Annotated in this window: 20 protein-coding genes; 11 read left to right on the top strand and 9 right to left on the bottom strand. The window is 66.4% G+C overall.

The features are described 5' to 3' along the window. Positions 1-553: 553 nt before the first annotated feature. Both OG804_RS03580 and OG804_RS03585 read right to left on the bottom strand, forming a co-directional pair. Positions 554-2194, bottom strand: a complete 1641-nt coding sequence (locus tag OG804_RS03580) for a flavin-containing monooxygenase (RefSeq protein WP_328393818.1) — start codon at positions 2192-2194, stop codon at positions 554-556. 415 nt (positions 2195-2609) lie between these two features. Then, positions 2610-3854 (bottom strand): cytochrome P450, encoded by a 1245-nt coding sequence (locus OG804_RS03585; protein WP_328393820.1) that lies wholly within the window; start codon positions 3852-3854, stop codon positions 2610-2612. A gap of 598 nt (positions 3855-4452) precedes the next feature. Here OG804_RS03585 and OG804_RS03590 point away from each other — a divergent pair. The 4 genes from OG804_RS03590 to OG804_RS03610 all read left to right on the top strand — a co-directional run bounded on the left by OG804_RS03590 (position 4453) and on the right by OG804_RS03610 (position 8850). Then, positions 4453-5562: a metallophosphoesterase gene (locus OG804_RS03590; protein WP_442941849.1), complete on the top strand. Its 1110-nt coding sequence runs from the start codon at positions 4453-4455 to the stop codon at positions 5560-5562. Between the two features lie 174 nt (positions 5563-5736). Next, positions 5737-6630: a serine hydrolase gene (locus tag OG804_RS03595; RefSeq protein WP_328393822.1), complete on the top strand. Its 894-nt coding sequence runs from the start codon at positions 5737-5739 to the stop codon at positions 6628-6630. A gap of 105 nt (positions 6631-6735) precedes the next feature. Beyond that, entirely contained in the window at positions 6736-7533 is a 798-nt protein-coding gene (locus OG804_RS32280; protein WP_442941733.1) for a cupin domain-containing protein, read from the top strand. A gap of 111 nt (positions 7534-7644) precedes the next feature. Next, on the top strand, positions 7645-8850 hold the full coding sequence (locus OG804_RS03610) for a hypothetical protein (protein ID WP_328393824.1): 1206 nt from the start codon (positions 7645-7647) through the stop codon (positions 8848-8850). A 210-nt stretch (positions 8851-9060) separates the two neighbouring features. Here OG804_RS03610 and OG804_RS03615 read toward each other — a convergent pair whose 3' ends face one another. Then, on the bottom strand, positions 9061-9597 hold the full coding sequence (locus tag OG804_RS03615) for a TetR/AcrR family transcriptional regulator (protein ID WP_328393826.1): 537 nt from the start codon (positions 9595-9597) through the stop codon (positions 9061-9063). A 95-nt stretch (positions 9598-9692) separates the two neighbouring features. Here OG804_RS03615 and OG804_RS03620 point away from each other — a divergent pair, with 95 nt between their 5' ends. Then, positions 9693-10619 carry a TIGR03620 family F420-dependent LLM class oxidoreductase gene (locus OG804_RS03620; protein WP_328393828.1) on the top strand — a complete coding sequence of 309 codons (927 nt, stop codon included), beginning with the start codon at positions 9693-9695 and terminating at the stop codon, positions 10617-10619. Between the two features lie 205 nt (positions 10620-10824). On the opposite strand, the gene OG804_RS03625 is transcribed toward OG804_RS03620, so the two are convergent. Then, the gene (locus OG804_RS03625) at positions 10825-11817 is read right to left on the bottom strand and encodes a class I adenylate-forming enzyme family protein (RefSeq protein WP_328393830.1); all 993 of its coding nucleotides are present in this window, start codon (positions 11815-11817) and stop codon (positions 10825-10827) included. Positions 11818-12052: 235 nt separating this feature from the next. Between OG804_RS03625 and OG804_RS03630 the strand changes: the two genes are divergently transcribed. Further along, positions 12053-13411, top strand: coding sequence for a PucR family transcriptional regulator (locus OG804_RS03630; RefSeq protein WP_328393832.1), 1359 nt, complete (start codon positions 12053-12055; stop codon positions 13409-13411). 267 nt (positions 13412-13678) lie between these two features. Here the strand turns inward: OG804_RS03630 and OG804_RS03635 are convergent, their stop codons facing one another. The 3 genes from OG804_RS03635 to OG804_RS03645 form a co-directional block, all read right to left on the bottom strand. After that, the gene (locus OG804_RS03635) at positions 13679-14263 is read right to left on the bottom strand and encodes a hypothetical protein (RefSeq protein WP_328393834.1); all 585 of its coding nucleotides are present in this window, start codon (positions 14261-14263) and stop codon (positions 13679-13681) included. Between the two features lie 209 nt (positions 14264-14472). Continuing rightward, the gene (locus OG804_RS03640) at positions 14473-15306 is read right to left on the bottom strand and encodes a siderophore-interacting protein (protein ID WP_328393836.1); all 834 of its coding nucleotides are present in this window, start codon (positions 15304-15306) and stop codon (positions 14473-14475) included. Between the two features lie 65 nt (positions 15307-15371). Next, positions 15372-16397, bottom strand: a complete 1026-nt coding sequence (locus OG804_RS03645; RefSeq protein WP_328393838.1) for an ABC transporter substrate-binding protein — start codon at positions 16395-16397, stop codon at positions 15372-15374. Between the two features lie 118 nt (positions 16398-16515). Between OG804_RS03645 and OG804_RS03650 the strand changes: the two genes are divergently transcribed. The 4 genes from OG804_RS03650 (at position 16516) to OG804_RS03665 (ending at position 19873) form a co-directional block, all read left to right on the top strand. Continuing rightward, on the top strand, positions 16516-17586 hold the full coding sequence (locus OG804_RS03650) for a FecCD family ABC transporter permease (RefSeq protein ID WP_328393841.1): 1071 nt from the start codon (positions 16516-16518) through the stop codon (positions 17584-17586). After that, positions 17583-18665, top strand: a complete 1083-nt coding sequence (locus tag OG804_RS03655; protein ID WP_328393843.1) for a FecCD family ABC transporter permease — start codon at positions 17583-17585, stop codon at positions 18663-18665. The genes OG804_RS03650 and OG804_RS03655 overlap by 4 nt, the downstream gene beginning before the upstream one ends. Beyond that, complete coding sequence (locus tag OG804_RS03660; protein ID WP_328393845.1) at positions 18662-19462, top strand: ABC transporter ATP-binding protein; 801 nt, start codon at positions 18662-18664, stop codon at positions 19460-19462. Before OG804_RS03655 ends, OG804_RS03660 begins: the two co-directional genes overlap by 4 nt. Before the next feature lie 75 nt (positions 19463-19537). Continuing rightward, entirely contained in the window at positions 19538-19873 is a 336-nt protein-coding gene (locus OG804_RS03665) for a YnfA family protein (RefSeq protein WP_328393847.1), read from the top strand. 976 nt (positions 19874-20849) lie between these two features. Here OG804_RS03665 and OG804_RS03670 read toward each other — a convergent pair. Then, on the bottom strand, positions 20850-21023 hold the full coding sequence (locus tag OG804_RS03670; protein WP_328393849.1) for a hypothetical protein: 174 nt from the start codon (positions 21021-21023) through the stop codon (positions 20850-20852). Then, on the bottom strand, positions 21020-21943 hold the full coding sequence (locus OG804_RS03675; RefSeq protein ID WP_328393851.1) for a LysR family transcriptional regulator: 924 nt from the start codon (positions 21941-21943) through the stop codon (positions 21020-21022). Before OG804_RS03675 ends, OG804_RS03670 begins: the two co-directional genes overlap by 4 nt. 226 nt (positions 21944-22169) lie before the next feature. On the opposite strand from OG804_RS03675, the gene OG804_RS03680 reads away from it, so the two are divergent. Then, positions 22170-22460: an SDR family oxidoreductase gene (locus OG804_RS03680; RefSeq protein ID WP_328393853.1), complete on the top strand. Its 291-nt coding sequence runs from the start codon at positions 22170-22172 to the stop codon at positions 22458-22460. The last annotated feature ends 66 nt before the right edge of the window (positions 22461-22526 follow it).

The following is a 22526-nucleotide window of genomic DNA, read 5'->3' on the forward strand; positions in this document are numbered from 1 at the left end:
GGCGGATCGCGCCTCTCGGGGATCCGATTCGTGGCCGGCCCCGACGGCGCACTGATCGCCTGTCCCGGTTTCGGGCGGTGCGGTAGTTCGGCCGGTAACTGGTCCAGTGGAGCAGCCGCAGTGGCGGGATCCGGGCTCGGTTGCTATCGCTGTTATTGCTGTCGATCCCCGTAGCGGGGCGCAGTCCGGCCCCGGTGTCGGCGGGTCCGTTCCGGGTGGAACGTGCCGCACTCACCGCCTTGATCGTCCGCGCCGAACGATGCGGCCTCGGCGCTGCGTCGAGCGGTTACGTGTGATCGCCGAGTGGCACGGTGCGCCGCCCGTTTCCGCACGGGGCCACCATCGAAGGCGGCGGACATGTTGTCCCCAAGGAGCGCTATCGCTTCCCACGAATATCTGGGTAGGACAAGTGCCGAACTCGACGCTTCACAGGTGATCTGGAACTTCTTCCGAGGGTGACTCGGAGTAGTGGCGGTGGCAACGGGCACAGGGAGTTCGGTCCCGGGCGGGGCGCACGTCGTGTGGCGCCCCGGCGCCGGCAGCGCCTCGGTCACTACGTCAGAGTGAAACCGTCGTAATCGTCGGCGGCGACCTGGTCGCATTTTTCGCGGTATGCCCCGACGCCGCCGATGTAGGCGTACATCACCCGCGGCTTGCCGGGCACATTCGATCCCACGTACCAGGAGTCCACCTTCGGATAGAGCGTCATATCGCCGACTTCGCCTACATGCCGAGTCCATTCCCGCTCCGCGGCGCCCTCGGCCTCCATGGTCGTGACGCCCTCGGACCGCATCACATCGATCGCGTCCGCCACCCAGTCGACGTGTTGCTCGATGGACACCGTCATGTTCGACAGGACCGACGGGCTACCCGGGCCCGTGATCGTGAAGAGGTTCGGAAAGCCCGCCACGGCGAGACCGAGGTAGGTCACGGGCCCGTCGGCCCATTTCTCCCGCAGCGACGCACCACCCCGGCCGCGAATGTCGACCGCGTCCAGCGCACCGGTCATGGCGTCGTACCCGGTGGCGTAGATGATGTCGTCGAACTCGAAACTCTCCTGCGTCGTCTCGAGTCCGGACTCGGTGACCTCGGTGAGCGGAGTTGCGGAGACGTCCACGAGCCGGACATCGGGGCGATTGAAGGTCTCGTAATAGTCCGTACCCAGGACCGGGCGCTTGACGCCGAAGTAGCCGGAGGGCTGAAGCAGCCGGGCGACGGCCGGGTCCGTCACGATCTCGGCGATGCGATCGCGGATGAACTGGGCGGCGGTCTCGTTGGCGGCCCCGTCGGAGAGTGTGTCCGTGAATCCGGTCAGCATGCTGACCAGTTCGCTGTCCTTGTCCTCCCATACGCTGCGATAGAAGGCATTTCGCTCTTCCTCGCTCACCTCGAGCGCCCCCTTGGTGGCTTCGGGCCGTGCGATGCCGAACGACGATTCCCGGTTGGCCTTGCGTACCTCGCGGTAGCGCGACTTGATTCCGCGCTGGAATTCGGGGTCGATCGCGTGATTGCCGGCGGGAAGAACATAGTTCGCGGTCCGCTGGAACACGGTGAGCTCGTCGGCCGCTTCGGCGACGAGCGGAATAACCTGTACGCCGGAGGAACCGGTGCCGATCACCGCGACCCGCCGGCCGGTGAAGTCCACCTCCTGTTCGGGCCAGTCGCCGGTGTGGAAGCTGCGCCCCTGGAACTTCTCGATGCCCGGACTCTCCACCCGCTTCGGCGCCGATAGGCAGCCTGTCGCCATGATCGCGAACCGCGCCGAGACGACCTCGCCCTGATCGGTCGTGATCCGCCACCGCGCGGCGGACTCGTCGAAGACCGCTGCGGTGACCCGGGTCCGCAACCGCACGTCCTTACGCAGATCGAAACGATCCGCGACGTGGTTGATGTAACGGAGCAACTCCGGCTGCGGCGGCAACTTCTCCGTCCACTCCCACTCCTGCTCGAGCTCCGGGTCGAAGGAGTAGTTGTAGTACATGCTCTTCACGTCGACGCGTGCGCCCGGATAGCGGTTCCAAAACCAGGTGCCGCCGAGTCCGTCACCCGCTTCGTACACCTGCACCGAGAGTCCGAGTTCGCGCAACTTGTGCAACATGTGGAGGCCGGCGAATCCGGCTCCGACGACGACTGCGTCGATCTCGCGAGCTTGCTGCCCGGCCGAGAAAGCGGAGTGCTCCGCGGTCGTTGTCATCGTGGGACCTGCCTTTCAAATGAGTCGCCGTGGGACGTCCAACAGCGGTTCGGTTCGACTACGTGCCGAGCCGGCAGTTACCTGGTCGAGGAAAGAGCTGGGCGTGCTGTGCTGGTCGGACGTGGAAGACGGTGACGCCGCAGAAGTTCATGCCCCTCCCTCATGTTGTTGCTGCTCGGTCCATGTCACGAGCTCATCGGTGCGCGGATCGACTCACCGAGCTTCAGTTCTCCAGACCGGCACAGTCTGCAGATTAGTGGAAACCCCTTGCGCGCGTTCGTGGTTCCGCGTCGTCGGATGAACCTCGCAGCCCGCCGCGAGCCGCAGCTCACACCGTGGTGCTGCAACGGAGCTGTGGGCGGACACCATCGGACCGCACCTTCCGAGTTCGGGTCGGACGCCTTCGCCTCGACCATCAAGCCAGGCGCATCGGCGGGCACGCTGGAAACTGAACCGGTAGTGTCGCCAACGCGCGGTGGAACTGCCCCGGCCGCCAATCCAGTTGCTGCACAGGTGCTTGCGCACGGATATCCGGCAGTGCGTCGAGCAGCAGGTCGATGCCCTGCGCGGCGATCGTCAGGGCGAGGGACTGAGCCGGGCAGGCATGCGGACCGGCCCCCCACGCGAGGTGCGACCGGTTGCCTCCGCGGTCACCGCCCACGACAGGATCGTTATTGCATGCGGCCAAGCTGATGACCACCGGTTGATCAGCAGGCAGCCACGCATCGCCGATGAGCTGTGGCTGTCTGGGGTAGCTCACGCACCAGTTCGCCAGCGGCGGGTCCTCGAACAGCACGGCATCGATGGCGTCCCGGGTAGCCACGGCGCCGCTGAGGACCCCGCCGCCGTATTGCTCGTCGGTCATCAACAGCAGCAACGCGTTGAGGATGAGATTGCAGGTCGGCTCCGTACCCATCGAGAACAGCAGCGCCGCCTGATTCACCATCTCCATGAGATCGAGCCCGTCCGGATGCTTCAGCAGCTCCGAGGTCAGATCGTCGCCCGGCGCGGCCTGCTTCTGCTGGACGACTCCGATCAGAGCCTCGACGAAACGCTGCTGCCCCTCCTCGGCGCCCACTCCCTCCAGCATCGCGGCCATCCCCTCGTACGCCGCGGCCGCGGCGTCTTCGGGAAAGCCCAGCAGTTCACTCAGGACCCGGAAGGTCAGCGGATACGCGTAGTCCATCCGCAGGTCGGCGGTACCGCGGCCGCAGAAGGCATTGACCAGTGCCTCGGCGGCCCGCGCGACCGCGTCGTGCACCTTGTGCAGGTCGACGGTCTGCAACGCCGCGATGATGGTGCGCCGGTACCGGTCGTGTTCGGCGCCCGCGGTGCGCAGCGCATTCGGGCGATAGCCCAACATCGGCACCAGCGGACAGCCCGGGGACGCGTTCTCCTCCCATCGGCGGGAATCGGCGGGGAAATGGACCTCGTCGTTGAGGATTTGCACGGCCACCTGATAGCCGATCACGAGCGTCGCCGGCACGCCCGGCGAAAGCTCGACCCGTACAAGCGGGCCGTGCGGTCGCATGTCTTCGTAGACACGGTGCGGGTCGGCCGCGAACGAGGGGGCATCCAGCCGAACATGTGAATCGGCGGATACCGGGGACCCGGACACGATCGGGGATTCGCCCTGCAAACCCGGATCTGTATTGCTCAACGCGTCACCCTCGCGCGCGGTGACGAGTGGTGTCCCTTTCTGCCTACTGCGGGACGGCCTGGTACTCGTTGTGTGGGCACGTCGCGGGACCCTACCGGAAAGGGTTCCAGTGCAACATCTTCAGCGAAACCAGCACTGTCGCTTGTCGCTCGGGTAGCAGTATGCGCGTTCGATGGGTCCTGACTGCTGCGCCGGTCGGGCCGGCGACGACCAACGGTGTGGTCCAGTCTCCGGATACCCCATCACCCGCGCCATCGTCACCACGAACGACCGACGCGCTGAGGTGCCCGCAGCCGCGCGGTCAGGGGCATCGAGACCTACCGGGCCGGCTCGCTGGTCTCATCGGAGTGGTAGCCCCGGGGGAGCTATAGCGTTGGTCGCGAACAGGGAGGGGATGCCGCCGATAAGGCTGCGGCGGCGTCTGCGGGTGTGCGTACTTATCGGGGTTCCCGCAGCCGATGATCTGCCGGGATCGTCGGAGCGCCTCGAGCACTGAATTAGGATCGAGGTGGTGAGCACTCCGTTGCCAGATACGACGATCCGATCGGATTCGCGTCCCTTACCCAGACCTCTGCGGGTACTTGCGATCGCTACGACGATCGTCTCCGTGCTGCTGGTCCTCTTCGTCGTCCCGTGGTGGACCTTGGTGATGTCCGGAACTCAGTGGCCGGCACCCGTGGTCGCATTGGGAACAGCGGCCTTCGCGATCACTCTCGTGGTTCTACCCGTGACGCTGGTATTGAGCCACGGCCGTCGCCATCTCGACTGGGCGGGCGTGATCGGCGACTCCATCCTGGGGATCGTCTGGGTGCTCTTCGCCTGGTCGGTGATCGGCACGATCGCGCGGCTCGTACTCGCCTTCGTGGGCGTGGAGGATCCGGTTCGCTCACGTTCGGTGGCCACCGCCGTCGTTCTCGTGACCGCGGTTCTCCTGATCTGGGGCAATCGGGAGGCCATGCGAATTCCTCGGGTCGCGCATGTGGAGGTCACCCTGCCGCGACTCGGCCGGGGCCTGGACGGCATCCGAGTCGTCGCTGTGACCGATACCCATTTCGGTCCGATCAACCGGACGAAGTGGTCGCTCGGAGTCGCTGCGACTGTGAACGAACTACGTCCGGACATCGTGGCCCATGTCGGTGATATCGCTGATGGCTCCGTGGCGCAACGACGTGTGCAGGCGGCTCCGCTCGCCACCATGGACGCCGGGCTCGCCAGGGTCTATGTCACCGGTAATCACGAGTACCTCGGCGAGGCGCAGGGCTGGCTCGACTACATGGATTCGATCGGCTGGAAAACTCTGCACAACGAACACATCGTCGTCGAGCGCGGCGGCGACCGCCTCGTACTCGCGGGCGTCGACGACGCCACTGCGAAGTCGGCGAAACTGAGTGGTCACGGCGCGAACTTCGACGATGCCCTGGCGGGGGTCGATCCAGGGCTTCCGGTGCTCATGCTCGCGCATCAACCGAAGCAGGTTGTCGAGTCCGCGGCGGCCGGTGTCGACCTGCAGATCGCCGGCCATACGCACGGTGGACAGATCTGGCCGTTCAACTTCCTGGTCCGTCTCGACCAACCCACCGTGCACGGGTTGAGCCGCCACGGTGCACGGACACAGCTGTACACCAGCAGGGGCTCGGGTTTCTGGGGTCCGCCGTTCCGTATCTTCGCGCCCAGTGAAATCACGGTGATAACGCTTCGGTCCGCTTGACGTCGGTCCGGACCGTCTGATCGAACCGGATCGCACGGCAGCCGTTCCTGCACACCACCCCGCTGGCTCGACCCGCCCGCTGAACCGACCTTGCGATTCGACGCCCGTTTCTCGGGGCGACCCGCTCCGGATGGGTGGCAAACCGCTGAGCGAGTTCACGACGGAAGGAAGCCCGTGCGAACCATTGCGATCTTCGAGCACCGGGGGAGACGGCTTTTCCTCATGGTGTTGTCCGGTGTGTTGGCGGCGGTGTTGCTGACCGTGACCGCGATGACGATCAGGGCACGCACCGCAACCGACGACGCCCGGTCGCCGCAGGACGGCAGGGGTTTCGATGCGGGGCTGCTGGTCCGCATCGCGCGGGCCGAAGCCTACGTAAGAACCCGTCCCGGGTTTGCCGGAATCGTGGTCCGCGACCGGATGACCGGTGCGGTATGGCGGAGCGCGGACGCGGGCACGCTCGTCTGGGCTTGTTCTACGCCGAAGTTGGCCATGGTGGTGGATCTGCTGCTCCGCAACGACTCGGGCGCGCTCACGCTGACCGCGCAAGACCGTGAGTTGATCCACCGGATGCTGAACTCGAGCGACGACGCGGCGGCAACGACGTTGTGGTACCGCTACGGCGGGGAGGCGGAGTATGCGAAGCGGTTTCCGTCGTACGGGATGACCGATATGAAGTTCACCGACCAGCACGAGCATCATTGGGGTTGGATCCTGTCCACCTCGAACGATCTCGACCGTCTGATGAGCTACGTGCTGGAGGAGTTGCCGGCGCGGCATCGGAACTACATCGTCGGGGAGATGCGATCGGTCGATGTCAACCAGCAGTGGGGGGTCTGGGGTGCGGGTGCGAAGGCGCGGCCGGGGAACAAGAACGGTTGGTCCGACGATAACGACGACGGTTCCTGGCTGATGAATTCAGTGGGATTCGTCGGCCCGGACGAGCGGTACACAGTGGCGATCATGAACAACACCGGGGTGGTCGAAGGCGGTGACAAGGTCGGCATGGAGACCACAACCGAGATCAGTGAAATCCTGTTCGACGGCTACTTCGGCCTGGAGTATTAGCGGGAACCTCGGGCCGATATCCAGCAGGATCCGGGACACGCAGGTCGTGCTCGTTGTCGACGTTGCGCAGCTGGTCACCGGAGTCGTGTTCGGTAGATTGGGGCGGTGCCAACCGATCTGATCGTCCATATGTTGCGCTTATCGGACCTACGGGCATCCGGCGGAGCGATTTCCGGTGCGTCGCTGGAAACCGAAGGTTTCGTGCAGTGCGCCGTGGACGAGGCGACAATGCTGCGGATGGCGAACACATCCTATCGGGATGAGGGCGAACCCATGGCGGCGTTGCTGCTCGATCCGGCCAAGGTCGGCGCACCGGTCCGTTTCGAGAGTGCGAGATCGGCGGCACCCGACACCGAGAATCTGCTGTTCCCGCACGTCTACGGGCCTATCGACCGCGCCGCGATCGCTGAAATACGCTATGCGCGTCGGGATGCCACCGGCGCGTATGTCAGCCTCGACCGCCGTTCACCGCTGGTCGAATCTCTCGATCTGCTGCCGCATGTCGAAGGCGGATGGTTCCGCGAAACCTGGCGCAGCGCACACTCGTTCACCCCCGCCGGCTATTCCGGGACACGGGCCGCGGGCACGGCGATCTACTACGTGCTGGGTCGCGGCGAGCGGTCCGTGTGGCATCGGGTGCGCTCCGACGAGCTGTGGCTGTGGCATACCGGTCTCCCGCTCGCCCTGACTCTCGGCGGTGACGGTCCTCGGCCGGACCCCGGCGCGCGGCACGTTCTCGGCGGTGATGTGCTCGCCGGCGAGTGGCCGCAAGTGCTCGTCCCCGCGGGTTCGTGGCAGAGCGCCGAACCGCTGTCGGGAGACGCGGACGAGGCCCTGGTCAGCTGTGTCGTCTCGCCGGGCTTCGATTTCGCCGATTTCGATCCGACCGACTCGGTGTCGTGATCCGCTGTGGTGGGCTCCCTGAGCTGCCTGGAAGCGCTGAACGGCGGCGTTCGGCTGCGCGCCGACACGATGTCCCGGGTGAACTTCCTTCATGAGCAATAGGCTCGGCAGGTGGATCGTGATCTTTTCGCCGAGCGACTTGTGACGGCCGCCGTGGCCTCCTGGGAAATCGCCCGGAGATACGTGGTCGAGGACCTACCCGCACCGTTGCTGTTCCGGGTTCGGCTCGACCAGTCCTACGACGGGGATCCGGCGGGATCAGGTGGGGTCGGAATTTCCGAGGACATCTCCCGCCGCCGCGCTGCAGCGTTGCAGCGATGTGACTTCGAGACCGTTGTCGGCGAATTGTGGTGTGACGGCCGCGTACCCGAATGGGTGAACCTGGCAGTCGTCGGCAGGACCGGCTCGTCGACGATCGTTGAAGTCGTGTATTGCGGACGCTCGACCGCCGATGAGGACCGGCTGTATCACCTCGATGAGGGCAGGCCGCCGTTCCATGTGCTCGGACCGACGCTGCCCGTGCAGTACGACGGCACTCGATTCAGTATTCACACCCGGGCCGAATGCTGGGATCGCGACGATCTCGACATAGTGACCGGCGCATCGGATCGGGTATGGGCGCTGAACATCATGACCGGTGAGTTCGACGGACAAGCGTTGGCCGCGGTTCCGGATCTGCCGAATGTGGAGATCATCGAGCATGATGCATGCTCCATCGAGAGCGCCGATGGCCTGGCGGCGTTCGCCCGCTTTCCGAAATTGCGGATCTTGCGCCTGCGACTCTCGGAATTCGGCACTTTCGATATCGGCCCCGATAGCCGTCTCGGTGCGCTGACACATCTCCGGATAAGCAATCTGCCGAACCGCCCATGGGGCCGCCGAGCCTGGCCCGACAGTCTTCCTTGCCTCACCGGTCTGGACCTCGAGGCGAGCAACGCCCTCTGGTTGGACGGCCGCTTACCGCAGTCGTTACAGCGGCTGAGCCTGACCGCGGCTCACATCATCGGCCCGGTCCAACTGCCGCACCGTATCGGCCATCTCGGTGTCCACCTCGCCCACGGCACCGATGAGGACATCGCGACGCTGCTGGACGGACCCACCGAGATCACCTCACTGAGTCTGCGTGGCACGCCGGTCACCGATGTTGTCCTGCCGAATCTCGAGCGCTACAGGTTCGACCGCCTCGACCTCGTCGGCACCCGGGTGACCACCGCGGCGCTATCGGATTTCCGGGCCGGCCACCCCGAAACCGGCCTGTACCCCAGATCAGGTGCGCAATATCCCGGAGCGCAGGCAAGATACCTCCCCGAGCCCTGAAGTGCTACGTTCTGCGCGCCCCGTAACAGCTGCGCCTGCAACACTCGCTCCGATATGGAGGAAAACCTTGTAGTCGGTGGACAACCCGAACACCACCGTCACGATCAACACCAGTACCGCGAACATCAGCGGACCCGGAGTGGGGTCCGTGATCGATCCGGAAAATGCTGTTGTGTCGGTATGCCGTGCAGTTGAACCGCCTTTCATCGTTCACCGGGCGAAGAGTCCGTCGACGACGATCCGGAGCAGCCGGCCGGACCGGTCGGAATCGGCGCTGTCCGCGGCGGCCAACCCTATTCCGGCGACCAGTTGAATCAGATCATCAGCTGATGTGTCGCCTCGTGCGGTGCCCTGCGTTTGTGCGCGGGTCAAGAGTTGCGTGGCTGTTCTGCCGATAGCCGCACGGCACTCGAAGTCGTGCCCGAGTGGGCCGGTGAGCGCGGCGGCGCCGAGTCCTTTGTCCGCGTGAGTGTGTTGTAGGAGTGCGCGTAGCCATTGCTCGAGAGCTGTGTCCGCGTCCGGCTCGGAGAGTAGTTCCTCGCCGCGTTCGCACAGGGCTTCGACGCGTTCCCGCAACACCGCGAGCTGCAGTGTCTGCCGATTGGCGAAATGGCGGTAGAGCGTGCCCGGGCCCACGCCGGCTCGTTTGGCGATCTCGTTGAGCGATGCGTCGGGGCCCGACTCGGCGAACGCGGCCGTTGCCGCGGCGAGTATCCGGCGGTAGTTGCGTTCCGCATGCGATCTCATCCATACCCCCTTGCGGAACCGGAGAAGCTCTCCATATTCTAGCGGAAGAAAATCGGAGAGCCTCTCCGGTTCGAGATCGGGGAGTGGAGTATCCAGTGGCGCAACAGGACTTGGGCACGGTGGGAATCTGGACGTGGGCCTTCGATCGACAGCCGGCGTCCCTGGTTCGGGAGGCTGCCGCCGAGATCGAAGAGCTGGGTTTCGGTGCACTGTGGTTCGGCGAGGGGTTCGGGCGGGACAGCATCGGACAGGCCTGGCTGTTGTTGACAGCCACCGACCGGATCGTCGTGGCGGCCGGTATCGCCAATGTCGCGTTGCGGGATCCCATCGCTATGGTGACCGCGGAGCGTGCGCTCGGCGAAGCCTTCCCGGGACGGTATCTACTGGGGTTAGGGGGGCATCGGGTCGGTGGCCGTCCGATAGTCGCGGATGGGCAGACGATTCCCGCCGGGGGAAAACCTCGAGCTTTGATGAGCGGTTATCTGGATGCGATGGACGCGGTGCCGTTGCACGGGCCGATTCCGGATCCTGTGCCGCGGCGAGTGATCGGCGCGCTGGGCCCGAGGATGTTGGAGCTGGCCGCGCAGCGGACCTGGGGCGCCCACCCGTACTTCGTCCCGGTCGCGCATACCGCACAGGCCAGGAGAATTCTGGGGCCCGGGGTATTTCTCGGAGTGGAGCAGCCGGTCGTGCTCGACACCGACGTCGACCGTGCTCGCGAGGCGGCCACCGCCTATGTTTCGGCGTACGCCTCCGGCGCGCCGCATCAAGCCGCCAACCTGCGCAGGCTGGGATTCGATGACGACGACCTCGCCGGTCCCAGCGGTCGGCTGGTCGACGCCATCATGGCCTACGGTGATCTACCCGCGATCGAGCAGCGCGTGCGTCGACATCTCGAGGCCGGAGCCGATCATGTCTGCCTCCAGGTCGTCGGCACCGACCCGGGGAGCCTGCCGTTGTCCGCGTGGCGTGAACTCGCGACCATCGTGCCCGCTGTATCGCGGCGGGGCCCGGCCACCTGACGCCGGGTGGCTCCTGGGCCGGGTGGATAGGGGTGTCTGGTCATCCGGCAACCCGACTGCATCGGCTTTGCGGACACTCGCCGACACCGGGGCTCCCGCGGCGATCGCCGATTTCCGTCGGTCGGGCCGGAACCCGGGAGTCTTCGGCGGCGAGAGTGTGACGAGGTGGCTCGAGCGGTGCCCGGTCAGGTCGGTCTGTGGGCTGCTACACCTGCTTGTTCGGCGCCGTCCTTCGAAACGCCGGCCCCGAATCAGCGGCTGGGCGCGAGTGCTTCGAGGGTGCTTGTCGCGGGGACGCCGGCGGGCGGATCGAACGGGTGCGCGCTGGGAACTCCGTCAGTCCGTGGTCGTGGATGATCGGAATGTCGTATCGGCGTTCGAATTCGGTGCGCAGTTGCACGCTGGGTTGCGCCGCGCCGCAGATGGTGATTCGCACCGATGAGGTGTTGGGCTGTGCCTCGGCAGGGAGATCGGACAGCTGTGTGTACATGTCCGGTACCGCGGAGAAATAGGTGGCGCGGCTGCGCTCGACCCGGTCGAAGAACGTGGCCGGAACAAAGGGGCCGAGAGTGGCACGACCACCGGCGAGAAGCGGTGACACCGTGCCCAGCGCGATGCCGTTGACATGGAACAGCGGCAGGATCGACAGGCTGTGGTCGGTGGCGGTGAGGTCGAAGATCTCGATCGCCAATCGGCACACGGCGTTGAGGTGCATGTGGTCGAGCGTCACGACTTCCGATGTGCCCGCCGCGCCGCCGGTGTGGAGGACCAGCGCCGGTGTGTCGTCGTCGGCCCGGGCCGGCGCGGCGGCATCGGGCTCGGCCGAGGTCAGACTGTCCGCGGCTACCACGGATCGGACCGGAAAGCCGCCGGGAGGTTCGTACCGGGATATCAGCACCTCGGTGTCCGTGCGGGCCATCCGGTAGCCGGCGTCTTCAGCGGACAGCGCCGGGTCGATGGCGGTGACGGTGGCACCCAGGCGCCACGTGGCGAAAACGGCTACGACGAAGCTGGCTGTGTTGGGCAGCATGATCGCGACCACATCGCCCGTCGAGACGCCCGCGGCACGCAGCGACGTGGTCGCCCGTCGCACGGCGGCCAGGAATCCGGTGTTGTCCAGGTCGATGTTGTCGTCGGCGACGGCTGCGGCGTGTGGAGCGGTCTCGGCACGGCAGTCCGGGAGTATCGCAAGGTTCATGGTCGGTCCTGCGGAGGGGTGTCGGGGATCCAGGTCGCTGGGCGAGCCCAGCGGCCGGAGGGGCAGAACGTACGTTGTTCGGTCGGTGTCGTCGCCCGTCAGCGCGGGTCGTATGGGCTGACGGGCAGGTGCGGCGATGGTCGTCGACGGGCCTCTCGAAGCGCTGGTGCGGCTGTCGTGTCTCTACCGTAGGAAGGTGCGGCCGCCGGGTCGCCGTCGTGCGGTGATGAATCGCGTGCCGAACTTTGTCGCCGGAGAACAAACGGAGATCTTCGACGAGCGGTGGGCGGCAGGGTACGTTCGGAACGTGGTGATCGCGGGTCACGACGATGCGTATGCCAACCGCTGTACAGCGGCGATAGCCGCCCGGATGAACGAGCGGGTGGGCGAGGTGAGCGCGGCAATCCGCACCTACATCGAAGACGATGTCGCCGATCTGCGGCGTGATCCGCATACCGGCGATCTGCTCGCGGCCAGCGTCGAAGCCAATGTCGCCACCATCCTGCACGCGCTGCGCTACAACGTCTCCGTCGCCGATATCCAGGCCGCGCCTGCCGTGGTGGACTACGCCCGGCGCCTGGCTCAGCAGGGAGTACCGGCCAACGCCTTGGCCCGCGCCTATCGACTCGGGGAGCGACGCTTGACCGAGTTGATGTTCGCCGAGCTCCACGCGATGGCGATTTCCCCGACCGGGCGGATCGACGTGGTCGAACGCATCACCCCCACGCTGTTCGACTACATCGACCACATCACCGAACAGGTATTGGCGATCTACGACGACGAGCGGGAACAATGGCTGGAAAGCCAGAACAACGCCCGCGCGGTGCGGGCACATGAGGTGCTGAGCAGCCGCGCGCCCGTGGACGTCGACGCGGCGACCGAGGCGATCCGTTACCCGCTGCGCTGGCACCACGTCGCGCTCGTGCTGTGGTACTCCGCCGAGGAGGTCGACAGCGACGCGATACCGAGCCTGCAGCGCTTTGTCCGCGACCTGGCCGATAGCCTCGGGGCCGCATCGAACCCGCTGGTCCTGGCCGCGGACCGGGCCATCGTCTGGGCTTGGCTGCCCTACCGGTCCGCGCCGGGGGACCTGGTGGCCGAGATACGGAAGTTCGTGTCCGCGCGTCGTGCGGCCCCGGATATCGCGATCGGGACCCCCGCTGCGGGTATCGACGGTTTTCGCTACTCCCACCGCAGCGCACACCGTGCATATTCGGTCGCCTCGGCGCACGAATGGCCCGCACCGAGCATCGTGGCCGCCGACGATCCGGGGCTGATGACCGCCGCGCTGCTGGGCGGCATCGTCGAGGAGGCGCACGACTGGGTGAGTGAGGTGCTCGGCGACCTGGCCGGTGACAACGAGAACGACGAGCGTCTACGCGACACTCTGCGGGTGTTCCTACGCACCGGATCCAGCTACAAAGCGGCCGCCGCCGAGCTGAACCTGCATTTCAACTCCGTGAAATACCGGGTCGGCCGTGCAGTGGCGCGACGGGGGCGGGCGATCGAAGCCGACAGGCTCGACGTCGAGCTCGCCCTGCTGGTGTGCCACTGGTACGGCCCGGTGGTCCTGCGGCCGGATCCGGACCAGTGAGCGACTCCACGCGAACAAGCAAGCGGTTTCTGCCGACCTGACGAGTTGTGCGGCCGAGGGCACGCCGCCGAGGACACGGCGCGCTCGACGCGAAGCGCCGGTCGCCGTTTCAGGCCGCTCCGCGCGGCATTCTCGGCGGTCCGGTGGGTGTCAGTTCGTCTGCGATCGTGGTGACGGCGTGCAGGCCGGCGGCCATGAGTGGGTGTTCGCGGCTGCCGCGGCGGGTGGCGGAGGCGATCACACGGCTCGGTCAGGTCCGGTCGCAGTTCAGCGACCCGGGGTCTGCGGTGGATATGGTGCCGCGGGGTAATACGGTGCAGGGTGCTGCGGAGCGGGATACGGTGCCGGGTAGGGCATCCCGTACGGCCCCGGCTGGGCGGGACGACCGGCTGTCGCAGCCCGAACGATTCCGCTGACCGCACTGGCGACCAGTGCGACGAACAGGAAAAGGACCGTCGCCAGGTACACGATCCGGAAACCGGCCGCCTCCGACAGCGCCCGATTGACAAACGGTGCGGCCACGGCGGCCAGGACACCGAGAGCGGCTACCGCGGTGGCCGCGACAGACCGCGGAGCCTTGACCCGTCGCAGTACCGCCACGGCGACTCCGACCGCGACGCCGGCGCCGAGTCCGCTGATCGCGCGGCCCGCCAGCAGCATTGCGCTGCCACTGGCAAATGAGGTGAGGAGGACACCGATGATCATGATCGCGAGCGCGGGGATCAACAGCGCCGTCGGCAAACGCCCGCCCAGCAGCAGACCCAGCGCGAACGTGATCGCGGCGGCGAGCAGATACGGGATGACGCCCACCAGCAGGAATTCTTGAGGCAGCAAACCGGTGTTCATCATCATTCGGGACAGCCGACCGGCCTCGTAAACAGAGGTTACCGTGAAACAACTTGTGATCGTGGCGATTCCGGGCCCGATCAGTGCCCACCAGGGAAGTTCTGCTCCAGATACTGCGTGGTTCCCCGTAGGCGGGATAGCGGCCATAGGCTCACGATAGCCGCTGTTGTTCGCCAGGCGCCGGGTTGTGCCGCGATCGACCGGTCGGTGCCCGCTCAACTCGACGCGGCTCGGCCGACCCGCCAGTAGCCGGTGAACGTGATATCGGACTTGCTGAATCCCCGGTCGCGCACCAGATGCCGGCGTATTCCGGCGGCGAGTTGCTGTTCGCCCGCGACGAAGGCGTAGACGTTCTCGCCGGGGAGCTGGGCGCCGCGTACCGCTTCGGCGGCCAGTGTGCCGATGCGGCGGGCGGGGGTGTTGCGGGGTAACCAGTGCACCCGGACCCCGGTCGGTTCGCCCAGCTCCCGGATATCTTCGCTGTGGGGCACTTCGATGAACGCCGCGCCCCGCAGATCTCTCGGTGCGGAGCGGAGTACACCGGCAATCGCGGGAAGTGCGCTTTCGTCTCCGGCCAGCAGCGACCAATTCGTATGCGGCGGAGCCTGATACATGGTTCCCTCGTCGAGTAACCCGATCTGGGTGCCGGGAAGCGCTCGGTCTGCCCAGGTGGAGGCGGGGCCGCTATCCGCGTGCGCAACGATATCGATGTCGATTTCGGCGTGCGCGCCGAATCTCCCGTCGCCTGCCGGTCGGAAAGCGCGGACGGTGTAGTTGCGGATGAACGGCCGGGTATCGCTGCTCATTTCCGAATACTGGGCGTACCAGCGATCGTCCTCAGCCGCGGTCGGCAGGCGCAGGCCGGGCTGCCGCTCCCTGGGCAGGAAGAGGCGAAACCACTGGTCGTAGCCCATCGGAGCGAAATCGTGCAGGTCGGGTCCGCCGATCGTCACCCGGATGAAGCTGGGACCGATTCGCTCGGTGGCGAGAGTTTCAGCGGTGCAGACCCGTCGCTCCTGCGGCTTGCGGTGCTTGGTGCGCGTCGCCATGAGGCTTAGGGTAGCAAAACCTAACTATCGACCGAGTGAGGCGCGACGAACGCACCCGTGCCGGTTCATGCGGGAATCAGATCCTTCCTCGGGTCGACTCCGAAGTGCTCGGCCAGCGTGGTGATCGAGGCATGTGCGCCCTGGATGCTCACCGACAGGACGAAGGGCTCGTCGTCGACCTGGATCACGTCACCGGCCAGGCGCTGCCACAGCGGATTGGCTTCGAAAGACTTCTTCTGATCGCGGCTGGAGTCGCCTTCGGCGCCCGGCGGGGTGTAGGCCGAGACCATGATGAGGCCCGCGTCGGCTCGCAGGATCTGTTCCACGGACAACGGGGTGAAGATGCCGTCGTTGTTGTCGGGGGCGTTCGCGGGGCGGGGGATGCCCATATCGGTCATGATGTCGCCGATGAAGGAGTGGCTGGAGTACAGCCGGGCGGTGTCCTCGCCGGCGAAGCGGACCAGCGAGTACGTCAGGCCGGGATTCTTGATCTTTATCTGCTCGCCCACCGCGGCCGCGCGTTCCTCGTAGGAAGTGATCAGCTCCTGGGCTCTGGTCTTCTTGCCCAGTGCTTCGCCCAGAAGAACGATGTTCTGCTTCCAGGTCGGTCCCGTGGTCTCCGAGAACACGGTCGGCGCGATCTTGGACAGCTGATCGTAGAGCGGTTCGTGCCGCACCTTGGCCGAGATGATCAGGTCGGGCTCGAGCTCCAGGATCTTCTCCAGGTCGGGCTCGGCCGTTGTGCCGACGTTGACGGAACCGGCGACCGCGTCGTCGATTTCACCGAGATAGTCCGGGAACGGGTGCTCAGGGTCGGCGCGGTACTGGATATAGCCGGCGAGGTGGGCGCCGAGCAGTAGCGCGGCGTCGGTGAAGCTGGGATCCAGTGCGACAACGCTTTGCGGTGGGGCCTCGATCGTGGTGACGCCCATGGCGTGCTCGATCGTGATCGGGGAGCCACCGCTGCCTGCGGCGGCGTCCGGGCTCACCTCACCGGAACCGCCACAGGCGCTGACGAACGCCAGCCCGCATGCCATGAGCGGAATCAGTGATCGGCGCGCGATCGATCGGGTGGACGTTCCCCTCATCATGTGGCCTTTCTCCGGGCCGGGCCGCCGTGAACCATCAGGACGATAAGGATAGGCTGCCCAACATGGGGCTGACCTTAGCAAGGAGAACCGAGATGGCGACACCAGTGCGAGCGAATCGGTGATCAGCGGTACCACCCCCGATCCGCAGGCCTCCTCGATCGACGCTCCGGCCACGCCCCGAAATGCCACGATTCGCGCGGGACGCTCACCATTGGTCATGGCCGCCGTGCCGGTCGCCGCTGTGCTGGCGGCGGTCCTGGTGAGTATCTGCGTCGGCAGCAGTCCCTCGACCTTGGCCGAGGTGTGGCATGCGATCTCCACGCCTTCCGGGACCGATATGGATGTGACGATCCGCGAGCTCCGCTGGCCCCGCACCCTCGTCGGCATCGCCGCCGGAGCGTGTCTGGGTGTGGCCGGAATTCTCACCCAGGGCCATACGCGTAACGCTGTCGCCGAACCGGGTCTGCTCGGCATCAACCAAGGTGCCGCGCTCGCGATCGTCACCGCGACGTTTCTCTTCGGCGGCCTGTCGGTTCATACCCAGGCAGGTCTGGCTTTCGCCGGTGCCCTGGCGGCCAGCGTGCTGGTTTTCGCGGTCGGGACCGCCGCCCGCAACGGAGCGACGCCGGTGACCCTGGTGCTGTCCGGCGCGGCGGTCACCGCGCTCTGCGGCGGCCTGGTCACCGGACTGGTGCTGCTCGACAGCGCGTCCTTGGACACCCTGCGATTCTGGCAAGTCGGCTCCTTGGCAGCGCGGCCGTACACACTGGGGGCGATATGGCCCTTCGTCGCCGTCGGCCTGCTGCTCGCCCTGCTCAATATCGGCGCGCTCAATACGTTGGCGCTGGGTGAGGACACGGCTCGATCGCTGGGCACCTCGATACCGGTGGCGCGGTGTGTGGGTATCGCCGCGATCACCCTGCTCGCCGGATCGGCTGTGACCATGGCCGGTCCGATCGCTTTTGCCGGGCTACTTGTTCCCCATATCGCCAGGGCCCTGGTCGCTGCCGATTATCGTCGCACGGTACCGGCGTCCGCCGCGTTCGGTATCTGCCTGGTGCTCGTCGCCGATACCGTGGGACGGGTCGTCGCCCGGCCCGGCGAGCTGTCGGTCGGGGTGGTGCTCGCGGTCATCGGCGCGCCGTTCTTCGTGCTCCTCGCCCGCCGCCGCCGGCTGGTGACCGTATGAACGGCCCGGAGCCGAATCTGCTCGCCCCCACCCGGATTGTGCGGTGCGGGCCGATCTCTGTGCGCATCGCGCCTCGCGCGCTGTCGGTCGGGCTCGTGCTGCTCCTGTTGGCCCTGGCGGCCGCCGCGGTCCACCTGGCGAACGGCGGTTCCGCGCTACCGCTCGACGCCGTCGTGCGTGCCCTGTTCGGTGATGATTCCAATGCCCGTGTGCATCTCGCGGTGACGGAGTTCCGAGCACCGCGCACCGCCGGGGCCGTGGTCGCGGGAGCCTGTCTGGCAATGGCGGGGGCGTTCACCCAGACTGTCGCACGCAATCCCCTTGCCAGCCCCGACATTCTGGGAGTGACGGCGGGAGCGTCGCTCGGCGCCGTCTCGGTGCTCGTGCTGGCAGGCGGTGGCGCGGCCGGTCTGAGTGGTTTCGCCGGCGAGGTCGGCCTGCCGGTGGCCGCGTTCGCCGGAGGGGTGTCCGCCGGGATCCTGGTGTATCTCCTGGCCGTGTCCGGGACCCTCGACAGTTATCGCCTGGTGCTCGTGGGCCTGGGCATCAACGGGCTCGCGGTCAGCTTGACGACCTGGATGCTGACCCTCGGTGACGTCAGCAATGCCGCCCAGGCGCTGACCTGGATGTCGGGTTCGCTCAACGGCAAAGACTGGAAGCTGGTCGCGCCGATGGGACTGCTGGCCCTGGCCTTGTCGGCGGGGGCGCTGCTGCTCGGGCAGCGACTGGTGCTGTTCACCCTGGACGACGATGTGGCGACCGGGCTCGGTGTACGGATCGGCCGCCTCCGCCTGTACGCGCTGGCGCTGGCGACACTGCTGGCCTCCGCCGGCGTCGTCGTCGCGGGTCCGCTCGTTTTCGTCGCTCTGGCGAGCCCGCAAATCGCCAGGCTGCTCATCGGATCGGCGGTGCCACCGATCTTCATCTCGGGGTTGGTGGGTGCGTTTTTCGTCTTGGTCGCCGATACCGTCGCTGCGAATGTGCTGCCGGTATCGCTGCCGGTCGGTGTGGCCACCGCCGTACTGGGCGGGCCGTATCTGATCTTTCTCGTCCTGCGGAACCAGAGGAGGCTCACGTGAACCGACCGGCCACGGCGTCCGTGCTACGCGCGGAGAATCTCACCCTCGGCTACGGTTCGGCCGATGTCGTCACCGATATGACCTTCGACGTCCCCAGCGGATCGGTGACCTCCATCATCGGCCCCAATGGGTGCGGGAAGTCGACACTGCTGCGCGGCCTGGGCCGATTGCTCGCTCCCAAGTCCGGTCGTGTGCTGCTCGACGGCGTACCCATCAGCGCTCAGCCCACCCGGAAAGTCGCCCGGCGCATCAGCATTCTGCCCCAATCGCCCGTCGCTCCGCCCGGACTCACGGTCGCCGACCTGGTCTCGCGCGGGCGCCACCCCCGGCAACGGTGGTATGAGCAGTTCTCCGTCCTCGACGAAGCCTCGCTGCGGCATTCGCTGAGCGCCACCGGCATACTCGACCTGGCCGGCGCCCGACTCGAAGAACTGTCCGGTGGACAGCGCCAACGCGCCTGGATATCCATGACGCTCGCCCAGGAAACCGACATCATGCTGCTGGACGAGCCGACCACCTACCTGGACCTGGCGCATCAAGTGGAACTGCTGGAACTGATCGTCCGACTCAATTCCGAGAGCAACCGGACCATCGTCATGGTGCTCCACGACATCTCGCTGGCCGCCCGATACAGCGACCACCTCGTCGCCATGAAGAACGGCGCCATCGTGATTCAGGGCGCGCCCGACCAGGTGGTGCGCCCGGACGTGCTGCGCGATGTCTTCGGACTCGCCGCGCAGGTGGTGACCGAACCGGCCCAGGGGCGACCACACGTCATCCCACTGGGGTCGGTCTGAGCCGTAGCGGTCGGCCGCGCGACGAGGGTTGGGAGGCAGCGAGACCGCCGTTCGATCCGCGCTTAGGCTCTGCACATGACTGTGCTGCGCTCGATCTTGCTGTTCGTTCTGGCCGCCGTGGCGGAGATCGGTGGGGCGTGGCTGGTGTGGCAGGGGGTGCGTGAACACCGCGGCTGGGCGTGGATCGGTGCGGGTGTGGTTGCGCTGGGGATCTACGGTTTCGTCGCCACTCTGCAGCCCGACGCGAACTTCGGGCGCATCCTGGCGGCTTACGGTGGCGTGTTCGTTGCCGGATCGCTGTTGTGGGGTATGGCTCTCGATGGTTTCCGGCCCGACCGGTGGGACCTCACCGGTGCTGTCATCTGCCTGATCGGTGTCGCGGTCGTCATGTACGCACCGCGGCCGGCCTGACCGGGGGACCGAGGGCGCTGACCAGCGACTCTGACAGTTCGGCCCGCGCTCAGCCGGTGACGAGGTGGTATTCGCGGAGCCAGGAGTCGACGGCGTCTCCGGCCGCACCGACTTCCTCCCTCGCACGGCGAGGCTGCTGGTCACGGTCGCCGTATCGAGGGTTCGCCGGTAGAAGTCGTCGATTCCCGACGTTCCGCTGACGATGGTGCCCCCGCCTGATCATCGTCGGCACCCGTTGCGGTCCGCCGATCAGCACACCCCCGAATCCAGGTAAGCGGTGATCACGATGATGGCGAGGGCGATACCGAAGACGATCAGTTCCGGCGGACCGCTCGCAGATCCCCGAGGCCGGGTGTTCGGGATCCCGAATTGGCGAGAGGCGACCGCAGCTGATCGAACCGAACCTGCTCGATCACGACAGAATCGGCCCCGGTGAAACGCGCGGCCGCAACGTGCGCGGTCGCAGAGTCGGGCTCGATCCCAGTCACCCGATCGACACGTGCCCCGTAGCCGATCGACCAGAGTCTCTGTGCCACAGCCTATATCGAGCACGTCCCCGGCTTCGCTGGACCTCACCTGACGGACAACCCACCCGCCGTAGAAGTCGTTGTGACTCCGCGGATGCCGCTCGTTGAACCGATCGATGCACGAAAGCGGGTTCACGACAACACCGTAACGATCGTGGGGGAATATCGGACCGACCTGCACACGGGACCGATCATCGGCATTTCAGGATGCTTATGCCGAATTGGCGGTAGCAGTATGGTCGAAGACCGATCTGGGGGCATCCGTCCGCGCCGGAACCCGTGTCCCGGGTCTGCGGACCGGTGGTGGCGGTTCCGCCGCTGCCTTACCGATCAACCACGATCCGCGCTCTCCCGCGCCGAATCTTGGTGCCGCTGTAGAGAGTAGGGAGAGGTGCCACCCTCATCTTCCTCCCCGTATGCGGGCATTTGAGGAGTGTGTAACCGGCACCTCACCCCCGACGGGTGCGCCACTTCTTCGCGGCGCAGACCGGGCGTGCGCCGACGCGAGCCCGGTGGTAGGCCCACATCACCCGGGTGATCTTGGCGTGACGCGATTTCAGGAATGCACTGAGTTGGGCTCGGCGCTCGGTGTGCACCGAGCGTGTGTCGACCACGTCGCTCATCGCCCCATCGTCGCCGAATTTGAAACCGCATCGCTTTGAAGCTGCCACATTTCATAGTTCCCGCATTCCGCCGTGATCTCAGCCGTCGCCTGAGCTGCGGTGAAGAAGTCGTCGGCCAGCGGCGAGGTGCGCGACGCCGCCATCGCGAGAAACACCTGGTCGGGCGCCAGATCCGGGACGGTCACGTAGCTGATGTCCGGACGTGAGTAGAACACGGTCTCCGAACGCCCCACGAACGAGATTCCACGGCCGGCCGCGACGTGCTCGAGCTTCTCCTCCACGCCGCGCACCCGGAGCCCGGCGTCAGGGAGCGGGCGCGTGGTGGGCTGCGTGCTCGCGTCGGCATGCCAGATCAGCGGCTCACCTGCCAGGTCAGCCTCGGAGACCTCCTCCTTGCCTGCCAACCGGTGACCGGCGGGCAGCACCACCATGAGCGGCTCGGTATAGAGCGGAGTCAAGCGTAGGCCGGTCTCGTCGATGGGCAGCCGCACATAGCCGACGTCGACGCGGCCGTCGAGCAGCATCGGGGCCTGGTCGTCCCATTCCATTCGCTGCACGTCCACGACCACGTCCGGATGCTGAGCCTCGAACGCCCGCGCCGCTGGGATGACCGGGATGCCGGCCCGAAAGCCGACCACCAGCCGCTGGCTGCCGCGGGCGGCGACGGCCACCCGGCGCCGGACCGCGTGCGCGGAGGCGAGCAGCGGACCGGCGTCGGCCAGCAGTTGTCGGCCCGCGTCGGTCAGCGCTACGCCGTGGCGATCTCTGGTGAACAGCGCGGCGCCGAGATCGTGCTCCAGTGAGCGGATCTGCCGGCTGAGCGCCGGCTGCGCGATATGCAGCTCATCGGCGGCGCGGCCGAAGTGCAGCCGGTCGGCCACAGTCGCGAAGTAGCGCAACTTGCGCAGATCCAGATCCATGGAGCCTCCTGGTCCGGTGATGCCTCCAAGGTATCACCACGGCTGAAATGGGTCTTGGACGCCGACTCGACCCAGTGGCATCGTTCATGGGGCGCAAGCGAATTCGGAATAGAACCAGTATTAGCACGTCAGTAATGGGCCCATCCATCGCGTCATTCGACGGAATTGACGAGCACAACAAAGAAGCCGAACTGTATTCGGATACCCATCAATCAAGGGAGTTATCGTGGGAAAGCTCGATGGCAAGGTAGCGGTAATCACCGGCGGATCCACCGGCATGGCACTGGCCGGCGCCAAATTGTTCGTCGAGGAAGGGGCGCACGGCCAGGTCGCCACCGCCAAACAAGAAGAATTGTTCGACGAGGCCACCAGGGCAGAATTCGAGTCCCTTATTCCCCGCGGAAAAATGGGCCGCCCAGAAGAAATCGCCACCGTCGCCCTGTTTCTCGCCTCCGACGACTCCAGCTATGTCAACGGTCTGGAACTTGTCTCAGATGGCGGCACCACCGCCATCTGAACCGAACACCAGCGATGCCGTCGGCTCAGACGGTGGGCCTCGCAGGCAACGGGGTCGGCCACCGGG

Source organism: Nocardia sp. NBC_00416 (assembly GCF_036032445.1).
GTDB lineage: Bacteria > Actinomycetota > Actinomycetes > Mycobacteriales > Mycobacteriaceae > Nocardia.

Excerpts from the sequence above, each read along its gene's own strand:
- OG804_RS03665 (WP_328393847.1), top strand. The coding sequence starts at position 19,538 with ATGACTGTGCTGCGCTCGATCTTGCTGTTCGTTCTGGCCGCCGTGGCG.
- OG804_RS03580 (WP_328393818.1), bottom strand. The coding sequence starts at position 2,194 with ATGACAACGACCGCGGAGCACTCCGCTTTCTCGGCCGGGCAGCAAGCT.
- OG804_RS03625 (WP_328393830.1), bottom strand. The coding sequence starts at position 11,817 with ATGAACCTTGCGATACTCCCGGACTGCCGTGCCGAGACCGCTCCACAC.
- OG804_RS03615 (WP_328393826.1), bottom strand. The coding sequence starts at position 9,597 with ATGAGATCGCATGCGGAACGCAACTACCGCCGGATACTCGCCGCGGCA.
- OG804_RS03640 (WP_328393836.1), bottom strand. The coding sequence starts at position 15,306 with ATGGCGACGCGCACCAAGCACCGCAAGCCGCAGGAGCGACGGGTCTGC.
- OG804_RS03635 (WP_328393834.1), bottom strand. The coding sequence starts at position 14,263 with ATGATGATGAACACCGGTTTGCTGCCTCAAGAATTCCTGCTGGTGGGC.
- OG804_RS03655 (WP_328393843.1), top strand. The coding sequence starts at position 17,583 with ATGAACGGCCCGGAGCCGAATCTGCTCGCCCCCACCCGGATTGTGCGG.
- OG804_RS03670 (WP_328393849.1), bottom strand. The coding sequence starts at position 21,023 with ATGAGCGACGTGGTCGACACACGCTCGGTGCACACCGAGCGCCGAGCC.
- OG804_RS03675 (WP_328393851.1), bottom strand. The coding sequence starts at position 21,943 with ATGGATCTGGATCTGCGCAAGTTGCGCTACTTCGCGACTGTGGCCGAC.
- OG804_RS03645 (WP_328393838.1), bottom strand. The coding sequence starts at position 16,397 with ATGATGAGGGGAACGTCCACCCGATCGATCGCGCGCCGATCACTGATT.